This window comes from Bartonella sp. AA97HXZ (assembly GCF_042196985.1).
In the GTDB taxonomy this organism is placed as follows: domain Bacteria; phylum Pseudomonadota; class Alphaproteobacteria; order Rhizobiales; family Rhizobiaceae; genus Bartonella.
In genome coordinates this window covers 1-18,200 of the sequence record NZ_JBHIRC010000018.1, presented here as the reverse complement: position 1 = coordinate 18,200, position 18,200 = coordinate 1, and the positions used below count along the sequence as shown (strand labels likewise).

Genomic DNA, 18,200 nt, shown 5'->3' with positions numbered 1-18,200 from the left:
GAATTTATTGATGATTGTGAATATATCGATGGTCATTTCTTAACTCGAATTAGAGCCTTAAGAGATTTTGATGATGTAAAAAAAGGCGACCTCGGGGGCTATATTGAAAGTGAAGATAATCTCTCTCATGAAGGAAATTGCTGGGTTTATAATAAAGCACGCGTCTTTCAAAATGCACGCGTCTTTGGAAATGCTAAAGTAAAAAGCTTTTTTGTTGACGTCTATGGCAATGCTAAAATTTATGGGAATGCTATTTTTGAAGGAAGGACATTAAAGGACAATGCTAAACTTTCAGGCAATGCTCATGCTAGCAATGCCGTTGTAATTGAAGGCAATGCACAACTTTATGATAATGCCTATGTAACTGATTATGCCCATATTTCCGATAATGCCGTGATTTGTGATAATGCCCATGTTGGGGGTAATGCAAAAATAAGTGGCTCTGCTTATATTTGTGATGATGCACGTGTTTTTGATGATGCCATGGTTTGTGATGCTCTTATCTCAGGTAATTCTTATATTCATAGCAATGCCTCTCTAACTGCTAATGAAGATATTTGTGATGATGCATATCCAGAATTTGGTAGTGAAGATGATTATTACCGTCATGAATATTATGCTGATTGTGAGGGGTATTATGACGATGATAATGATGCTGCGTAAATAACGCGCGGGCGCGGCGGGGGCGCCCCCTTTTAACATTTCATTTTAAAATTTAAATCTATTTATAAAGGAATAGTGTTATGCAAAAAAGTTTGCACTCACAAATGAGACACGTGTATTTAATAATCAAACTCTTTATTGCATTCGTGCTTTAAAAGGCTTTGCTGATGTTAAAGCTGGCGACCTTGGGGGCTTTATTGAAAGTGAAAGCAACCTCTCTCATGATGGGAATTGCTGGGTGTATGATGAGGCTCTCGTTTTAAATCCTGCCCATATTTACGAAAATGCCAAGGTTTTTAATAAAGCTATTATAATGGGTAATGTTTATGGCAATGCCCATGTATGTGACAGTGCCCGCGTTTATGCAAATGCTCATGTTTATGATAATGCGCATCTTTCTTATAATGCTTGGGTTTATCATCAGGCGCGGGTTTATGGCAATGCAAAATTATCAGGGAGCGCTCGTATTCATGGCAATGCTGAGGTTTATGATCATGCTGTTATCAGTGGTGCTGCAAAAATTTATGGCAAGGTTTATGGTCGTGCTAGTGTGGGGTGCCATGCTGATGTTTATGGCTCTGTTTATGGCAATGCAAAAATCTCTGGTTATTTCGTGATTAGAGGTAATATCTATGGCAATGCAAGGTTAAAAAGACATAGTGATCTTTATCGGGTTCCTAATGATTGTGAGGTTTATGAAAGCGATAACGTTGTAAAGGTTATTGCAAATAACGCTGCGTAAATAACGTGCGGGCGCGGCTGGGCGCCCCTCCTTTAAACATCTCATTTGAAAATTTATCAAATATGAACTTAGGGAGTTACCTATGAACGCTATAACTGTAACTAAAAAATACGAATTGACTAATGAAACTCATATTATTGAAGGTCGTACTTTATATAGAATTAAAGCATTAAAAGATTTTGATAATGTCAAGGCGGGTGCCTTGGGTGGCTTTATTGAAAATGAAAACAACCTCTCGCATGATGGCAATTGCTGGGTCTATGATAATGCTTGTGTTTATAATAATGCTTATGTTTTCGATAATGCAAAAATTGAAGGCTATGCTAAGATTTTTGATTGTGCAAAAATTTATAACAATGCAAGGGTTGCTGATCATGCCTTGGTTTTTGGAAAAATTTATGTTTACGATTATGCCTGCGTTTTAAATCATGCTGAGGTATCGGACAGGGCTGTTATAAAAGGTCATGCTAAGATCTATGATAATGCTTTATTGATTGGCTATGCACAAGCTTATGGCAATGCAAAGATTTTTGGCAATGCTCAAGTTTGGTTTTTTGCTATAGTTGGTGATAATGCTTGTATTTATGAGAATGCAAAAATTACAGGCTATACATACATTTGTGATCAAGTGAGTGTTTTTGGCAATTCATATATAGATACAAAAAAACTGAATGGTCATATTAAAATTTGTGATCAAACCATAAAAGACGCTGCGTAAATAATGGCTTGTGCGTGGCGGGGGCGCCTGCTTTCCAACCAAATTTCCCATTTCAAATTTTATTTAGAAAACGTTTATCACATTAGATTGTGAGGGTATCTCTATGTGCAAAAAATACGAATTAACCAGTGAAATCAAAAAAATCAAACATGCTCTTACTCGAAATATTATAAATCTTTATCGCATTAAAGCTTTAAAAGATTTTGATGATGTTAAGACGGGGGATTTAGGGGGCTTTATTGAAAAGGAAGCTAATCTATCCCATGATGGCAATTGCTGGGTTTATGATAAAGCTTGTGTGTATGGCTATGCCCGTGTTTATGACAATGCAAAAATACGACATTTTTCTCAAGTTTGTGGTCAAGTCTATGGGAATTGTGAAATCTATGGCAAGGCTTTCATCTCTCAATACGCAAAAATTTATGACCATGCTTGTGTCTATGGCAATGCTCATGTTTATGGCAATGTTTATGGGTATGCTCATGTGAGTGGTGCTGCCCGTGTTCTTGCTGATGCTCATATTTATGATTATGCTCATGTTTCTTATGATGCTACGGTTTTTAGTTATGCACGCGTCTATGGTCGTGCCATTGTTGCTGGCTCTGCCCGTATTCATAGCTATGCCAAGGTTTATAATTATGCCTTTATTAATGGTCGTGCAAAAATACATGGCAAGGTCTATGGTGGTGCTTTGGTGGGCGGTTGTGCTGAAATTTATGGCTCTGTTTTTGGCAATGCCAAGGTTTTATTCTATACTAAGGTCTGGGGTCGCGCTTATGGCAATGCGAAATTAACCAAGAAAAGCAAAGTAAGGGAAGTTCCTATAAATTATGAGGTTTATGAAAGCGATAGCCTTGTCAAGATTGTTGATGAAACAGAATAAAAATAGACATGGGGGTGCCTTCTTGATGGCTATAAACGCATTATAAGATAATTGCTTAATATACATATCATAAAAGAGAGCATTCATAAAAGAAAGCCGTGTCAAGTGATATGACGCGGCTTTCAAATAACGATTATAATGATAGAAAAATAATCATCCACAATGGAGTAATGAATGCATATATACAAAACGTATTATATTGCAAGCGCTCTATTGAGATATGAAAACTTATCAAAAGGAATGTAAATAATGCGTATGATTTTTACTCACTCATTTGAATGAACGCTTTTCATTTCTCTCAAACGTATTAATCATAACGTCTTTATCTTTTAAAGAGATTCATTGAAAACAAAGCCCATGATCAAAATGCTTCTTTTAAAACGTTTCAATATACTAAGCTCAAAATCGAGCTGAGTGAATTCAAATAACGCATTCTATAAAATCAAAACGCTTGTTAGCTTTAACAAAACTCGTTTTTTACATTTACGAGTATTAGTTTTCAAAACAATCTCTCATAAGACAAATAAATAACCGCTTTTATCAAACGCAAGGCTTTAAAAACTGTTATAAACATCTGTTTCAAACGTTTAAACGTTCATTTAGAAAGGCTTTCATAAGTTTCTTTTAAACAGAACTTCTTTGCAAATTAATCGCTCTATATTTGTGCTCTGTACTTTTAAATGGTAACTTTTAAAACGTTTTTTAGTACCATATCTAAGGTAAAATAGTATTTTACTGCTATGGTATTACCCGCCTCCATTTTTTTGTGGAAGCGAATAATTCCGTTCTTAAAAACTAGTCTGCAATCTATTCATTAAAAGGCTTTTCATTTCATAAGATATAAAATACCTCTTTATCGTTTTTTTAACTTTTAGTAAGCGTTTTAAAAGCGATTTTATCCTTAATCCTTTTATGCAATTTTTTAAATTAAACCTATAAGCTTATGACAGGTTCAAACAGTTAATTTCTTTAATGCCATTTTAGAGGTTTTTCCCAATTTTGGGAAAAATTATATGATCTCTATTTTCTATAAATGCGTATCTTTTGGTACAATTTATCTTATAACAGTTTCAAACGATTACCCTCTATAGGTAATAAGATATTGCTATAGCATTTTTAGATTTTACGCTTCTCAATTTTGAAAACTGTAATTTTATGTTTTTATCATGCGATTAACAATCCAATCATTAAAACAAGATGTGATCTTTAAACGTATGTTATCGATAATTCCAAACAACTAAATTTTAAACAATGCGATTTTGAGTGATAAAAACATATCATAAAATTTATAAACTGTTATGAATGATATCGGCTTTTCATTTTATTTGAATACACACATGCGTTATAATATTCACGTCATGATTTGCTTTTTACAGTCTATTCATCCATGGCAATCTTATATAAAAAATGGTCAAATGAATCATGCATAAAAAGATGGATTCTTGAGTGGATTCATATAAAATAATTTCACACAACCTATTGACTTTATTGTATTTTTTAGTATTATATCTTGAATGACCGATAAGAGATGACCTTCAATCTCACCAACATCCGCACATAGCGTATGAAATCCACCGATCTTTTCAGAATTATCCTTTGTATAGCCATCAGGAGCCGTCGGATTTTGCGAAAGCTCAAAGGATAGCTCATTCGTCTGATTTTTTAAGATGAGATATATATAATAATCCTTTCCTGCTTCAAGATCTTCGTCAAAAGTCATCCTTCCACGCCCTGGAACGCGGTAAAAGATGGACCTATCCCCATTCTCTCCACCATGATAAAAGCGAAAACATGCCCCGTCATTGATCACAACACCTTTTCTATTTTTCGGATCGGCTTCCAGAATTCTGTCAGGTTGATGAAAACGCACATTCTCTAAAAAATTAGTGGAAAGAGAACCTACCTTACTTTGAAGTTCAGAAAGACTGTCACTGTTCCTCTGTGCCTTCTCTTGAACTTCTGTCAATGCACTCTTCGCTTCTTCCGCTAACACTTTTGCCTCAGAGGCGGCTGTATTCGCAGAATTTGTCGTTGCTGTCACCGTGTCTAATGAACTCTTGACCTCTCCAAGCCCTTACTTTGTCGTATCAGCCTCTTCTTTTGCTTGCTCCGCAACATTTATCGCTTCTTCCGCTGTTATCTTCGCAGTCTCAGCTACTTCCTTGGCTTCTACAACCAAAGGTTCTACCTTATCTGCCTTAACCTGCACCGCTTCACAAATGATCAGATCAAATTCTGATAAACCGTATTTCTCTTGCGCATCCGCAATCACTTGGATTAATTGGTAAGTAGAAAACACCACGGTCATTGCATTCGCTAAGACTTTATTTGTTTTTTTCAAAGCTTTTGAACATCAGTTGGTAGCTGATAGAGCCAAGATCTGAGACATCGAGTTCGACAACAGCATCTTTGTTTTACGACTCTTGCCAACTTATGTATCAGAATACACCACAAAGGAATGAAACAGTACTTCTATATAGCGTGTCCATTCTCTTATCGTTTGTGACATCAAAGCCAGAAAAGGCACGAGAAACAAAACACGCTCTCCAGTTCCGGCTATTTGTTGTGCTATCTTAAAGCTGGTAAAAATCTTCTCCGTTCCAAATGCCATAATAAGTTTGCCACGGTCTGCTTCTTTTTAACCATCACAGACTTTCTCATACTTTTGGATTTGTTGAAAAGTTATCCCTAATTGGTGCCCTAATTGCTTTTACGACATTCCCAGCATTTTTTTTGAAAGCGATTTTTTGCCTATAGAAATGTCGTTAAAATGTGGCTTTTTGCTTTTCACTTTCAAGTCCCCCGCCGGTTGCGAGCACCCTCGCATTAGTATTCCGAGAGCCTGAAAGGATTGAATACGAACCAGATTTTTACTTTTAGTGCTCATAGCACCTAGACATAGAAAAATATCCATAATTCTGAGACACCCACAGAGTAGGCTCATTTATGATCGAACTTTAGGGCTTTCAGACCCTACTAATCGCTGCGTAGACGAGCAAAATCACTCTTTAAGTAATAAAGTAATTTCAGGAGATTAGCAATCAAAATGAAAATAATCTCAAAGACTATAAGATTGAGCACTCTTCAAAAGAGGATAATGCGAAGGGCTGTCATCGTGGTTAGTCATTAACCCACATAATGCTTCTTTTCCAGAAAACGCAAAACGCGATATAAGAAAAAATGTTGTTTGCAAAGTTTTCTCTTGCCTATACAAAGAGAAAATGAAAAATTTGGAGGGCTCCCATGATAAATGACATCTACTGTGTTGGATACAATTATGTTGAACATGTTCATGAACTAGGTAATGTTGTTGAAGATGAACCCGTTATCTTTAGCAAGCCAAAAAGTTCACTCGTTTTAGGCAATGAAATTTATCTCCCTAATTTTTCCAAAGAAATACATTTTGAAACCGAAATTGTACTCAAAATCTCAAAGGACGCTTTCATGATCATGGAGGAAGAAGCAGAAGAATGCTATGATGCCGTAGCAATAGGTCTTGATCTCACCGCGCGGGATTTGCAAACAAAACTGAAAGAAAAAAAGCTTCCTTGGCTTTTATCGAAAGGATTTAAAGGCGCTGCATACGTCTCTGACTTCATAAACAAAGAAAAAATAAACAACCCAATAACCTTTGCAATGAAGTTGAATGGCGAAACAAGACAAGTTGGCAATACGAAAAATATGATCTTTAGCTTTGAGAAGATAATCTCATTTTTAAGTCACTACATTCAGCTAAGACGTGGTGATCTCATATACACAGGCACTCCACAGGGTGTCGGAAAACTTTCTCAGTTTGACAGAATAGAATTGTATCTCGAAAATCAATTAATTTCAGAGCTAAAAGTAAAATGAATCATCAAATACTGACCTTTTTCATTGTTTCATTTTTTTTAGTCATCTCACCGGGGCCGAATATGGCCCTTATCATCGATAATGCAACGAGATTGGGAAGAAAGAACGCATTTGTAAACGTTTTAGGATTGTGTACAGCAACATATGTGCATGGGGCATTTTCCATACTAGGTGTATCAGCGCTCATTCTCAACAACAAAACGCTGTTTTTTTTAGTAAAACTCATGGGTGGCAGCTATTTATTATACATGGGCTTTAAATCAATTAAATCTGGAATACACAGCTTAAATTCAAAAGAAAGAAGTTCAACGAATGAAAAGCATGCTACGAGTGAAACAAAGCTTTTAACCAGCTATATGGACGGTTTTCTGACACAAATACTAAACCCCAAAGTATCTATATTTTACATAGCAGCTTTTCCAAAATTCTTAGCTTCTGGAGGTAGCATTAAAAAAGGTTTTGAACTTGTCACAATACATTCTTTCAACATCTTTGCATGGTTTACTTTAATGACCATTTTTATATCATTTGCCAGTACCGCCTTAAACAAGCAGCGGGTAAAAGGCTCGATTAACATTGCGACAGGAACAGTTTTATCTCTGTTTTCTTTTTTCATTTTCTTTGGATAGTTTTATCTTTGATAACAAATTGTAAAGTTAATAGAGCAATCTTTTCCTGATTCTGTCTCTCACTATGAATAGTGAGATCTCTAACAGAGCTTATACAATCCCCAGTTCTTTTTTTCTTTATATAACTGAATTACGTTGCATTTCTTTATCATACTCTCAAGGACGTTTGTGTAAACAATGTGAGTTTCTCGCAATATTTTATAAAATGTTACCAATATCTAAACAAAATCCTTATTCATCACTTTAAAAAAATAAGCTATGATATTCCTCTTTTCGTTTATGAAACAAAAGTAACTTTTTGATTTATGATAGCACCATACAAACAAAAAAATGATTTAAAAATCATTTTAATTTTCCATTAAAAATTGTTTCTTAAACTAAGATGAGAACTCTCGAGTGCTATTTGAGCAAAAAGTAAACTCTCACCATTATGAATAATAATAAATAATGCACTGATTACAAATAATAAGTTTCAAAAAATTATAAAAACTCCTGACAACTTTCTGAAATAATTTTAAAAGCCCCACGTCTTTTAATGAACAATTAATTTGTTATTCATAACAATAAAAAGCTCCCCATTCAAATATCTGTTACGTTATTTAAGAGGACAACATTCTCTTTTTTCAAAAGCATATTCCTAAAACATATTCTTTTCTTTATCCACACAAAATCATAAAAAACGTTTTTTTCCTTTACACCTCATTTATATCATGCTTCGATACAAAATAATGCTTTTTTAGTGTAATTTAATCTCAAAATAATTAAAGGGAACCCCCAAAAAATGAGCTACAAACAAAATTTAAAAGATAATTCTCAGAATAAGTTACAGCGTGGACTACACAACCGACATGTACAACTTATAGCCATTGGTGGTGCTATTGGAACAGGTCTCTTCATGGGGGCAGGAAAAACAATTAGTGTAGCAGGTCCTTCCATCATACTCGTTTATGCTATTATCGGTTTTGCTCTATACTTTGTCATGCGTGCTATGGGAGAATTGTTGCTTTCTAATTCACAATACCGATCTCTTATTGATTTTTCAACCGATATGCTAGGACCGGGAATCGCTTTCTTTGTTGGCTGGAGCTATTGGTTGAGCTGGGTTGTAACTGGAGCTGCTGACATTATTGCCATCATCACTTATATGAACTTTTGGTGGCCAACACTCAATCCATGGTTTACCGTTTTTACCTGCATTAGCGTCTTTTTAATCTTTAACCTCTTTGCCGTAAAACTATTCGGTGAACTTGAATTCTGGTTTGGTCTTATCAAAGTCGTCGCAATTTTAGCATTAATTGTTGTGGGATTTTATATGATCGTTACGGGCTTTACCTCTCCCAATGGTACGGTTGCTTCTCTCAATCACGTATGGAACGATGGCAATATCTTTCCGCGAGGAATAACAGGTTTTTTTGCTGGATTTCAAATTGCTATTTTTTCTTTTGTTGGTATAGAAATTGCTGGAACAACCGCTGCTGAAGTAAAAGAACCTAAAAAAGTGCTCCCCAAAGCAATTAATGCAATACCGGTCCGTATTGTACTCTTTTACATTTTTTCTCTCGCTGTAATTATGTCTGTCACACCTTGGGATCAAATTGTTCCAGATAAAAGCCCCTTTGTCTCGATGTTTTGGCTTGCAGGCATTCCGATAGCTGCTGGCTTGGTAAACTTTGTCGTTATCACCTCAGCTGCCTCTTCAGCAAATAGTGGTATTTTTTCTACCAGCCGTATGATATATGGACTTGCAACACAAAAAGGTGCCCCTCCAATTTTAGGTAAACTTTCCAGATACCATGTTCCAGCCAATGCTCTATTCTTTTCCTGTTTATGTATTTTAATAGGGTATACAATTGCCTCACTCTCTCCAAGCCTCATAAGTGCTTTTACAATTGTGACAAGCATTTCAGCTATTGCATTTTTATTCGTATGGTCTGTAATTTTGATTAGCTATATTGTGTATCGTCGCAATCGCCCTCATCTACACGCTGAATCCATTTATAAAATGCCAGGAGGTGTTATCATGTGTGGGATAATTTTAGTTTTCTTTGTTTTCATGCTCTATTTGTTGACATTAGAAGCTGATACTCTACTAGCCTTAAAATATAGTATATTCTGGTTTGTTTTCTTAGGTATAATGTATTTTATGTTTGTAAAGAAAAAAATAACTCAAGGTAACAAATAAAGTCTATACATAAAAACATCTCAAAAAAGGGTAATTTTAGTTACCCTTTTTCTACTTAACCTCCTCCCCAAACATCAAAAAACGACGATTCCTACCGGCACCGGTTTGTAAACAATCCGGCTTATTACGGGGGAATGCTGCTGATCATTTATATGGTTCACCTACATAAGGCTCTATGGGCTAGCCCTGCCCTGAACACTCACCACCCATTCTAAAAATACTTAATGCGTAAAATGTTATATGCTTTATATCACTACTCTACACAACAGTATTTTACTGCACAATAGGATAAGAAACGAGCTATTCTGTAAAAAATTCTCTATAAACTTCACTGACATTGTTTACTAATAAAACATGAGATTTATCTAAAACTTTCCCCCCCAAAAAAATTTATATTCAATTTTTTATCAAAATTAAAAATATAGCTCTAAACAGAATATATCTTAATAGCTATCTGCAATAAAAAAAGATTCTATGAAAATATTTTTCTATTTGTAATAAATTTTAAATATTAATACTTAAATGTAAATTTAAAATATATTTTTTAATGTTTCAAATAATAGTTTAAATATTTAAAATTATTTTATTTATATACAAAGTTTTATATTTAATAAGTTTACAATTTTATTTATATTTTTATATAGATAACAATATATATAAATAAATAATTTTAAATATAAAGATATTTATATAAAAATTACTATAAACAAATATACATAAATATAAATTATTATTTATATACATATAATAATAATATATAATATAAATTATATTATATATTATATATATTACTTATGTATAAAACATAAAAAATAAAAAAAATATAATACAATTTATCTTTTGTTTTTTATATATAAAATAATTATTCCATTAATTAATAATTTTTTTGCTTTATTCACATATAGTCATAGAAAAAAATTCCTTTACTCCTTAACCATAGCGTGTTCCGATAGAAGGAATTACCTTTTTTAGGGTAATTTTTATTTAAAAATAACTAAGGAGAACTCCCCAAAAATGAACAAACAAAATTTAGAAAAAAAACCTAAGAAGAAATTGCAACGTGGACTACATAACCGACACATACAACTTATAGCCCTTGGTGGAGCGATTGGAACAGGTCTCTTCATGGGATCAGGAAAAACAATCAGTGTAGCAGGCCCCTCAATTCTACTCGTTTATGCAATTATTGGTTGTGCTCTATACTTTGTCATGCGCGCTATGGGAGAGTTATTGCTTTCTAATACACAATACCGATCTTTTATTGACTTCTCAACCGATCTTCTAGGGCCATGTGCCGGATTCTTTATCGGCTGGACATATTGGTTGTGTTGGATTGTCACTGGAACTGCTGAAATTATTGCTATTGTCACTTATACACACTTTTGGTGGCCTGAGCTCAATCCGTGGATTCCTGTTATAATTGGTCTTATGTCCTTTTTAATTCTTAACCTCGTCGCCGTAAAACTATTTGGCGAACTTGAGTTTTGGTTTGGTTTTATCAAAATCGTAGCAATTCTAGTCCTAATCGTTGTAGGATTTTATATGATCTTTACCGGTTTTGTCTCTCCAAACGGCACGGTTGCTTCTCTTAGCCATATATGGAACGGTGGGAATATTTTTCCGCGAGGAATTACAGGCTTTTTTGCTGGATTTCAAATTGTTATTTTTGCTTTTGTTGGCATTGAACTCGCTGGAACAGCTGCTGCTGAAGTAAAAGAGCCTCAAAAAGCTTTACCACAGGCTGTTAATTCAATACCAATCCGCATTGTATTCTTTTATATATTCTCTCTTCTTGTGATTATGTCTGTGACGCCGTGGGATCAAATCAGTCCAGAAAAAAGCCCATTTGTAACAATGTATGCACTTATTGGTATCCCAACTGCTGCAGGTTTGATGAACTTTGTTGTCCTCACAGCTGCCGCCTCTTCAGCAAATAGTGGAATTTTTTCTACCAGCCGTATGATATATGGGCTAGCAACACAAAAAGGTGCTCCTAAATTTTTAGGAAAACTTTCTCGTAACCACGTTCCAGCCAACGCATTATTCTTTTCATGTATATGCATCTTATTTGGTTATGCCGTTGTATCGTTATCTCAAACACTCATAGCTGCTTTTACAATTGTTACGACAATTGCCGCAACTTTGTTTATATTTGTATGGTCTATCATTTTGATCAGCTATATCGTCTATCGCCGCAATCGTCCTCTCCAGCATACTGTCTCTCCTTATAAAATGCCAGGAGGTGTTGTTATGTGTTGGGCGCTTCTTGTTTTCTTTGCATTCATTATCTATTTATTGTCATTAGAAGCTGACACTGCCATAGCTTTAAAATACACTCCAGCATGGTTCATATTTTTAGGAATTGTATACTTTCTTTTTGGGAAAAAGAATTATGCAAAAAATTAAAAAATAAAGCTTATATTACAAAAAACATATAAACAAAAAAAATATAAAAAGGGTAACTAAAGTTACCCTTTTTATATTTATCTATAAAATTATAAAAGCTATTGACAAAATATCTCTGTAGAATCTTCAATTACGCTCTTTATCAACCAAAGCATTCGATTTTATCCAAGGCATCATAGAACGAAGTTTTTTACCCACTTCTTCAATAGGATGATTATCATTTAAACGCCGCATACTTTTAAAATGAGCAGCACCAGCTTTATATTCTTGAATCCAATTCGATGTAAATTTACCCGTTTGAATATCTTTCAATATACGTTTCATTTCTGCTCTGGTTTCATCCGTAATCACACGTGGACCAGACATATATTCACCCCATTCAGCTGTATTAGAAATCGAATAATTCATATTTGCAATGCCCCCTTCATACATGAGATCAACAATCAGTTTAACCTCATGCAAACACTCAAAATAAGCCATTTCCGGTGCATAACCTGCTTGTGTTAATGTTTCATAACCTGCTCGAATCAATTCAACAAGACCACCACAAAGAACCGCTTGTTCACCAAAAAGATCAGTTTCGCACTCTTCTTTAAATGTTGTTTCAATCACCCCTGCACGTCCACCACCAAGTCCACATGCATAAGATAATGCTACATTATGTGCATGCCCTGAAGCATCTTGCGCCACCGCTATTAAGCAAGGAACACCACAACCCCGTTGGTATTCATGACGAACTGTATGCCCTGGACCTTTAGGAGCAATCATCACAATATCAACGTTTTTTTTAGGTTCAATCAAGCCAAAATGAATGCTCAAACCATGCGCAAAAGCAATCGCTGCCCCATCGTGTAAATGATCATGAATATGTTCCTTATAAATATCAGCTTGCAATTCATCTGGTGTTGCCATCATAATGAGATCTGCCCATTTTGCTGCTTCAGCAACACTCACCACTTCAAAACCATCAGCCATGGCTTTTTTTACTGTTTCCGACCCTGAACGCAAAGCTATTTGCACATTTTTAACACCAGAATCTTTCAAGTTTAAAGCGTGCGCACGCCCTTGAGAACCATAACCAACAATGGCTACTTTTTTCCCTTTAATGAGATTAACATCCGCATCACGATCATAATAAACACGCATAAAAAATTCCTTCTTTCTCTATTTAAACTGGATTTCAGATTATTTTTATTCAATAAGAAACATTATCTACAGTGCATCACACACTTATAAAGACAAAAAACACCGCTTATAAGAACACAGCAATTGAATAATTTTAAAGTTTACATATTGCATAGAAAAAACTGTAGTCCCCAAACATTCCTAAAACATATACGGATCCCCAAATAAACTTCAACTGCTATTCTACAAAAACAATAATTACACAAAATAAGATTTCTAAAGAAAATTTAGCTAATATTCTACTCTTTTATCGTGCAACAAAACGCTATATTCTAAAAATTAAGATACAACATACAATCTTTAACATGAACCAAATCAATACGGATAGCAAGAAAAATTACAAAATAACAAGTATTGTTTTAATACAACCTTCAAAAGCATATACAACAATATCTTTAGAATAATAGAGAGGATGTTTTTACTTTTTACGTTCTTTAATATCCACGCCTCTCACACGAAGAAGCCCCCCATACGGCTATTATGTTATCCATTTATGGCGCCTTATAAAAAAATTTTAATATGCTCAAGCCCTTTTCAAGAATTCCCTATAATAGTGTAAGATTTATTGCACATCACTCTCTTTACTTCATAAAGCTACAAGTTGATATCATCATTCTATTTAACAGCTCCTATTGCATTAAGCTTATTCATAAGGAGATTTTACGTTATACTATTTACAGATAACCCAAAAATGCGCTCAAATATCAAGAAAATTTGTGTATTGATCCATTAAAATCCTACGCACTCCTTTATAAGGGAAATACTTTCAAAACCCTATTTCTTCTCCATTCAAAGAAATTATAATTAAGAAGATTTTAAAACTTCCTCATAATGGATAGTACAAATAAAAAAGCATTTCATACCCTAAAAAACACAAAAAATAGAAAGCTACTAATAAACAGAGGAAAATAGAATATTTTATAATGTATGCTAATAGTGCTATTTATCTCAACATATATAAAATTGTTTTTTAGATAAATTGATAAAGCTTTATAAAAATTTTTTCCCAATTTTATAGAGAAACAAAGATTACGATAATAACCGGATAAAACGCTGAACAGTATCATGCATTCCATACTCTAATGCATCAGCAATAAGCCCATGGCCAATAGAAACCTCATCAAGCCAAGGAATACTTTTGACCAGAGCAGGAAGGTTCATAAGTGTCAGATCATGCCCAGCATTCATACCTAACTGCAACTCTTTAGCTCTTCTTGCTGCTAAAACAAGTTTATTGAGCTCTTGATCTTGTTTTGTTTTATCCTGAAATGCACCACCATAAGGTCCCGTATAAAATTCCACACGATCAGCGCCCATTGCTTTAGCAATATCAAGACCATCGACAGCAGGATTAGCAAAAAGGGATACACGAATCTTTCTTTTTTTTAAATTCTGAATAATAGGTGCTAAAAATTCTGCATCATGAGCAAAATTCCACCCATGATCAGACGTTGACTGATCTGGATCATCAGGAACAAGGGTAATCTGGTCCGCATAGTTTTTAGCGATATCCAAAAATTGATCACTGGGATAACCTTCAATATTAAACTCAGCAGTAGGAAAAGTGTTCTTTATTAAACAGTATATATCTGGCAAATCCGAAAAACGAATATGCCTTTCATCAGGGCGCGGATGAACCGTCAAACCTGTTGCTCCAGCAGCAAGCGCTATATGCCCAATATTCGTTATACTTGGCCACGGAAGATTACGTCGATTACGCAAAACAGCAACAGCATTAAGATTAACCGAAAGTTTTACCGCCATGCCCATTTCCATTTTTTATAGTGTGTAACAAGATAGAAAAAAGGCATTTTCCATCTGAAACTGAGATGATACACATATTTTCTCTATCGAACAATCGTTAAACGCTCTGCTGCGCGGGTAATTCCCGTATAAAGCCAGCGCGCATACATATCACGAAATGCAAAACTTTCATCAAACAAAACGACATTATTCCATTGAGAACCTTGCGCCTTATGAACCGTTAATGCATACCCATAATCAAAATCATCATATCGCTTTTTTAATTGCCATGAAATTTCTTGATCAGGGTTTTCAAACGCTGCTTTTAAAAGTTTAATCTTTGCTACCCCACGCTCACTTTCTTCTGGTTTCACAAGAAGATTAATACTTGGTTTAACGGTCTCCTTCTGTGAAGTCATCACCTTCCATAAAGAGCCATTCAACAAACCTTTAATCGGATCATTTCGCAAACACACCAGCTTATCTCCCGCTTGTGGATAATCTGCTGTAAATCCCTTTAACACACGCAAACGCTGATTATAAAGGTGGCGTGTACGATTAACCCCTACCAAGACCTGATCAGCATCCAAAACCAATTGTTGATTGACCTCTTTACGTGTCACAACGCGCGCTTCTCCATAGTCACCATAAGCAATATCGCGTCCTTCACGTACATCCATAGCAAGACGTATAATCGGATTATCTCGCGCTTGCCGATGAATTTCTGAAAGAAGAAAATCTGGTTCTCCATTAGAAAAAAAGCCTCCACCTGATATAGGAGGCAATTGACCCGGATCACCAAGAACAAGAATTGGCGTTCGAAAACTCATTAAATCACGGGCCAATTTTTCATCTACCATCGAGCACTCATCAACAATAATGAGTTTAGCTTGTGCAGCAGCACTTCTTCGATTTAACGTAAATGTTGGAGCAATAGATTTTTTTCCTGTTATTTCATCGGAAACTTCCTCTTCACCACGTGGACAATAAATTAGCGAATGAATCGTACAAGCATTGCTTGCACCTTTAGAACGCAAAACCTGCGCTGCCTTCCCTGTAAAAGCAGCAAATTGAACAGAACCATCAACTGTCTCTGCAAAATAGCGTGCAAGCGTCGTCTTACCCGTCCCCGCATAGCCAAAAAGGCGAAAAAAAGGAAAACGCCCTTCCTTCAACCACGCGGCAACAGCCTTCAATGCATTATCCTGTTCCGGCGAAAACTGCATAGCTTACCAACATAAGATTTGCATAAAAAGAGCAGTATTTTGAAAAAAAACGACTATCAAGAAAAACCTTTTTATTAAGAATTGCTGACACACGCCCATCTAACAACTTTCGTAGCACAATTATCAATTATTTACCCATTGTTTTTTCAAGATATTGTAACAATCTAAATTTTATCTATACATCGATCTTCTTGGTAACACCTTATGCGTATCAAATAAAATATCATTTTTTACAACAGTAACACCAACAATGGAAGATGCATATCTTAAATTTAAAATAACACCTATATACGCTTTTTCTAACCAAAATTTAGAATGAGAAAAAGAGCATTGCAATTGCAAAACCCTCACTAGAAAAAATGTCCTTAACAGGATAAGAATAATGTAATTTTTGAACGCTATTTTACACAATCAATCAGCTTTCTTGCACATAAAAATAAAGTACATCCACTATTACGAAATAATAATTAAATATATCAAAAACCTTTTGGCAAAAATAGAAATAGCTCTCAACAAAACGACTTAATCCTATGATGATACACCTATAAAGTTCCTATCTCCCTCTCATCATGATTTTAATAAATTTACTCTTCATGCTACAAATAAGTGATATCTCAACGAATAAAGAGAGACATCACACTTATATGAAGCACGCTTTATCTCGCACAAATATGTAGCTTTTTCTGTTTCAACAATAAAATATGGTTCGTAAGTATGGCCTTCTTGGTGGTCTATTATAGAAAACTGGGACATGGCTTTAGTCCAGCGTAGCACTTCAGGTTCGTCCTCTAGAATATGAGAAAAGCGCAATTCTCCATCTACTGAGTCAAACTTTTTCTTTTTGTCGCAATGTTTTAAAGTTTATAAAAACTAACTGATTAATGCTATTCTTATTGCTAGAAATAACAAGACCTCTTTTTATCTATATAGATAATTGATTTTATATATCTTTTTTAAAGTACGGGATACGTGGATAAAAGTTAGGGAATAGGATTTTTAACATGCCTCTTAATTATTGCGAATCAAGAGTTCTTTTCGGGGTGGTTTTTTAGCAAAACCAGAGGTCCAAAGGGTCTCTAATTCTAAAAAGTCAAAATCCTTAAAAATCTCTCGAACCGCATCACAATCATTCAGACTCAAGACAAATTTGCCTTGTATGCTTTTGAGAACTTTTGCCATACTCACAAAATCATCTTCAACAAAATTCCCAGAGCTGTAACACTTCTTCTTTACAAGATAAGGCGGGTCTAGGTAAAATAAACTGTCGGGTGCATCAAATAGCTCGATAACCCGTTCCCACGACAAATTTAAGATCGTCGTATCAAGAAGCTTCTGTCTAACACGTCTCATCCTTGATAACAGCTTTTCGGGATTAAATGCTATAGGCTTTTTCCTTCCAAAACTAAAAGAGACATAATCTTTTTTCCCATACATCACACAACGTTGGAGAAACAAAAAACGGGCGGCTCTTTCAACTTTGGAAAGGCTTTCTGGTTCAATCGCCGCAAGTTCAAAAAACAACTGTCTTGAACAAACAAACCACTCCAATCGTTTAGCTAAATCATCAAAGTCATTTTGAACGCATTGAAACAGATTCGTGATCTCTCCATTCAAATCATTAATGACAGAATATTTTGCTGGTCCTTTATTTAGGAAAATAACACCAGAACCTAAAAATGGTTCAACATAGGTTTCATGGTCAATGCTATTTAAAATCGGTATAATTTTCTTACGCAGATAGTGTTTACCACCCATCCACGCAAACAATGTTTGTGTAAATTCTTGTTTCATCATATTTTTAAAGGAGAGATTTGATATCTAACTTTTTGTTATCCATCTTTTAAGATGTGATAAGATATTATCGAGTGCATCCATAAGGCGAGCAAAATCAATAACAAACATAAAGAGAATGAAGGCAATCAATTTCATGATGCGTGACATCATCTTTAAGCCTTGATAGGTCTCTATCAT

The 18,200-nt window shown here is 34.8% G+C and carries 13 protein-coding genes and 2 pseudogenes; 8 read left to right on the top strand and 7 right to left on the bottom strand.

All coding sequences use genetic code 11. The features are described from left to right. The 4 genes and pseudogenes from ACFINE_RS08310 to ACFINE_RS08295 all read left to right on the top strand — a co-directional run. Positions 1 to 663 (top strand): hypothetical protein (locus ACFINE_RS08310; protein WP_375621696.1); only part of this gene is annotated, 663 nt, incomplete at its 5' end. A gap of 82 nt (positions 664 to 745) precedes the next feature. Beyond that, positions 746 to 1,405 (top strand): annotated as a pseudogene (locus ACFINE_RS08305) (hypothetical protein); the annotation flags it as partial. Positions 1,406 to 1,487: 82 nt separating this feature from the next. Then, on the top strand, positions 1,488 to 2,123 hold the full coding sequence (locus ACFINE_RS08300; protein ID WP_375621695.1) for a hypothetical protein: 636 nt from the start codon (positions 1,488 to 1,490) through the stop codon (positions 2,121 to 2,123). A gap of 103 nt (positions 2,124 to 2,226) precedes the next feature. Then, positions 2,227 to 3,006, top strand: coding sequence for a hypothetical protein (locus tag ACFINE_RS08295; protein WP_375621694.1), 780 nt, complete (start codon positions 2,227 to 2,229; stop codon positions 3,004 to 3,006). A 1,420-nt stretch (positions 3,007 to 4,426) separates the two neighbouring features. Here ACFINE_RS08295 and ACFINE_RS08290 read toward each other — a convergent pair. The 3 genes and pseudogenes from ACFINE_RS08290 to ACFINE_RS08280 all read right to left on the bottom strand — a co-directional run. After that, positions 4,427 to 5,047, bottom strand: coding sequence for a hypothetical protein (locus ACFINE_RS08290; RefSeq protein WP_375621693.1), 621 nt, complete (start codon positions 5,045 to 5,047; stop codon positions 4,427 to 4,429). Positions 5,048 to 5,080: 33 nt separating this feature from the next. Further along, positions 5,081 to 5,347 (bottom strand): hypothetical protein, encoded by a 267-nt coding sequence (locus tag ACFINE_RS08285; protein WP_375621692.1) that lies wholly within the window; start codon positions 5,345 to 5,347, stop codon positions 5,081 to 5,083. A 90-nt stretch (positions 5,348 to 5,437) separates the two neighbouring features. Beyond that, positions 5,438 to 5,629, bottom strand: a pseudogene (locus tag ACFINE_RS08280) (DEAD/DEAH box helicase family protein); the annotation flags it as partial. A 620-nt stretch (positions 5,630 to 6,249) separates the two neighbouring features. On the opposite strand from ACFINE_RS08280, the gene ACFINE_RS08275 reads away from it, so the two are divergent. The 4 genes from ACFINE_RS08275 to ACFINE_RS08260 all read left to right on the top strand — a co-directional run bounded on the left by ACFINE_RS08275 (position 6,250) and on the right by ACFINE_RS08260 (position 12,075). After that, positions 6,250 to 6,858, top strand: coding sequence for a fumarylacetoacetate hydrolase family protein (locus ACFINE_RS08275; RefSeq protein WP_375621691.1), 609 nt, complete (start codon positions 6,250 to 6,252; stop codon positions 6,856 to 6,858). After that, positions 6,855 to 7,487 (top strand): LysE family translocator, encoded by a 633-nt coding sequence (locus ACFINE_RS08270; protein WP_375621690.1) that lies wholly within the window; start codon positions 6,855 to 6,857, stop codon positions 7,485 to 7,487. Before ACFINE_RS08275 ends, ACFINE_RS08270 begins: the two co-directional genes overlap by 4 nt. Positions 7,488 to 8,268: 781 nt before the next feature. After that, a complete protein-coding gene (locus tag ACFINE_RS08265) occupies positions 8,269 to 9,669 on the top strand; it encodes an amino acid permease (protein ID WP_375621689.1) in 1,401 nt (466 codons plus the stop codon). Positions 9,670 to 10,683: 1,014 nt separating this feature from the next. After that, a complete protein-coding gene (locus ACFINE_RS08260; RefSeq protein ID WP_375612029.1) occupies positions 10,684 to 12,075 on the top strand; it encodes an amino acid permease in 1,392 nt (463 codons plus the stop codon). 126 nt (positions 12,076 to 12,201) lie between these two features. Here the strand turns inward: ACFINE_RS08260 and ilvC are convergent, their stop codons facing one another. The 4 genes from ilvC to ACFINE_RS08240 all read right to left on the bottom strand — a co-directional run bounded on the left by ilvC (position 12,202) and on the right by ACFINE_RS08240 (position 18,023). Further along, a complete protein-coding gene (ilvC, locus tag ACFINE_RS08255) occupies positions 12,202 to 13,221 on the bottom strand; it encodes a ketol-acid reductoisomerase (RefSeq protein WP_375612028.1) in 1,020 nt (339 codons plus the stop codon). A 1,068-nt stretch (positions 13,222 to 14,289) separates the two neighbouring features. Then, a complete protein-coding gene (locus ACFINE_RS08250; protein WP_375621688.1) occupies positions 14,290 to 15,024 on the bottom strand; it encodes a pyridoxine 5'-phosphate synthase in 735 nt (244 codons plus the stop codon). A gap of 83 nt (positions 15,025 to 15,107) precedes the next feature. Next, entirely contained in the window at positions 15,108 to 16,229 is a 1,122-nt protein-coding gene (locus tag ACFINE_RS08245; RefSeq protein ID WP_375621687.1) for an ATP-dependent RecD-like DNA helicase, read from the bottom strand. Positions 16,230 to 17,237: 1,008 nt separating this feature from the next. After that, complete coding sequence (locus ACFINE_RS08240) at positions 17,238 to 18,023, bottom strand: DNA adenine methylase (protein WP_375621686.1); 786 nt, start codon at positions 18,021 to 18,023, stop codon at positions 17,238 to 17,240. Between the last annotated feature and the right edge of the window lie 177 nt (positions 18,024 to 18,200).

Bases quoted from the DNA above. Each gene is read 5' to 3' on its own strand.
- ACFINE_RS08300 (WP_375621695.1), top strand. From the start codon at position 1,488: ATGAACGCTATAACTGTAACTAAAAAATACGAATTGACTAATGAAACT.
- ACFINE_RS08295 (WP_375621694.1), top strand. From the start codon at position 2,227: ATGTGCAAAAAATACGAATTAACCAGTGAAATCAAAAAAATCAAACAT.
- ACFINE_RS08275 (WP_375621691.1), top strand. From the start codon at position 6,250: ATGATAAATGACATCTACTGTGTTGGATACAATTATGTTGAACATGTT.
- ACFINE_RS08270 (WP_375621690.1), top strand. From the start codon at position 6,855: ATGAATCATCAAATACTGACCTTTTTCATTGTTTCATTTTTTTTAGTC.
- ACFINE_RS08265 (WP_375621689.1), top strand. From the start codon at position 8,269: ATGAGCTACAAACAAAATTTAAAAGATAATTCTCAGAATAAGTTACAG.
- ACFINE_RS08260 (WP_375612029.1), top strand. From the start codon at position 10,684: ATGAACAAACAAAATTTAGAAAAAAAACCTAAGAAGAAATTGCAACGT.
- ilvC (WP_375612028.1), bottom strand. From the start codon at position 13,221: ATGCGTGTTTATTATGATCGTGATGCGGATGTTAATCTCATTAAAGGG.
- ACFINE_RS08250 (WP_375621688.1), bottom strand. From the start codon at position 15,024: ATGGCGGTAAAACTTTCGGTTAATCTTAATGCTGTTGCTGTTTTGCGT.
- ACFINE_RS08245 (WP_375621687.1), bottom strand. From the start codon at position 16,229: ATGCAGTTTTCGCCGGAACAGGATAATGCATTGAAGGCTGTTGCCGCG.
- ACFINE_RS08240 (WP_375621686.1), bottom strand. From the start codon at position 18,023: ATGATGAAACAAGAATTTACACAAACATTGTTTGCGTGGATGGGTGGT.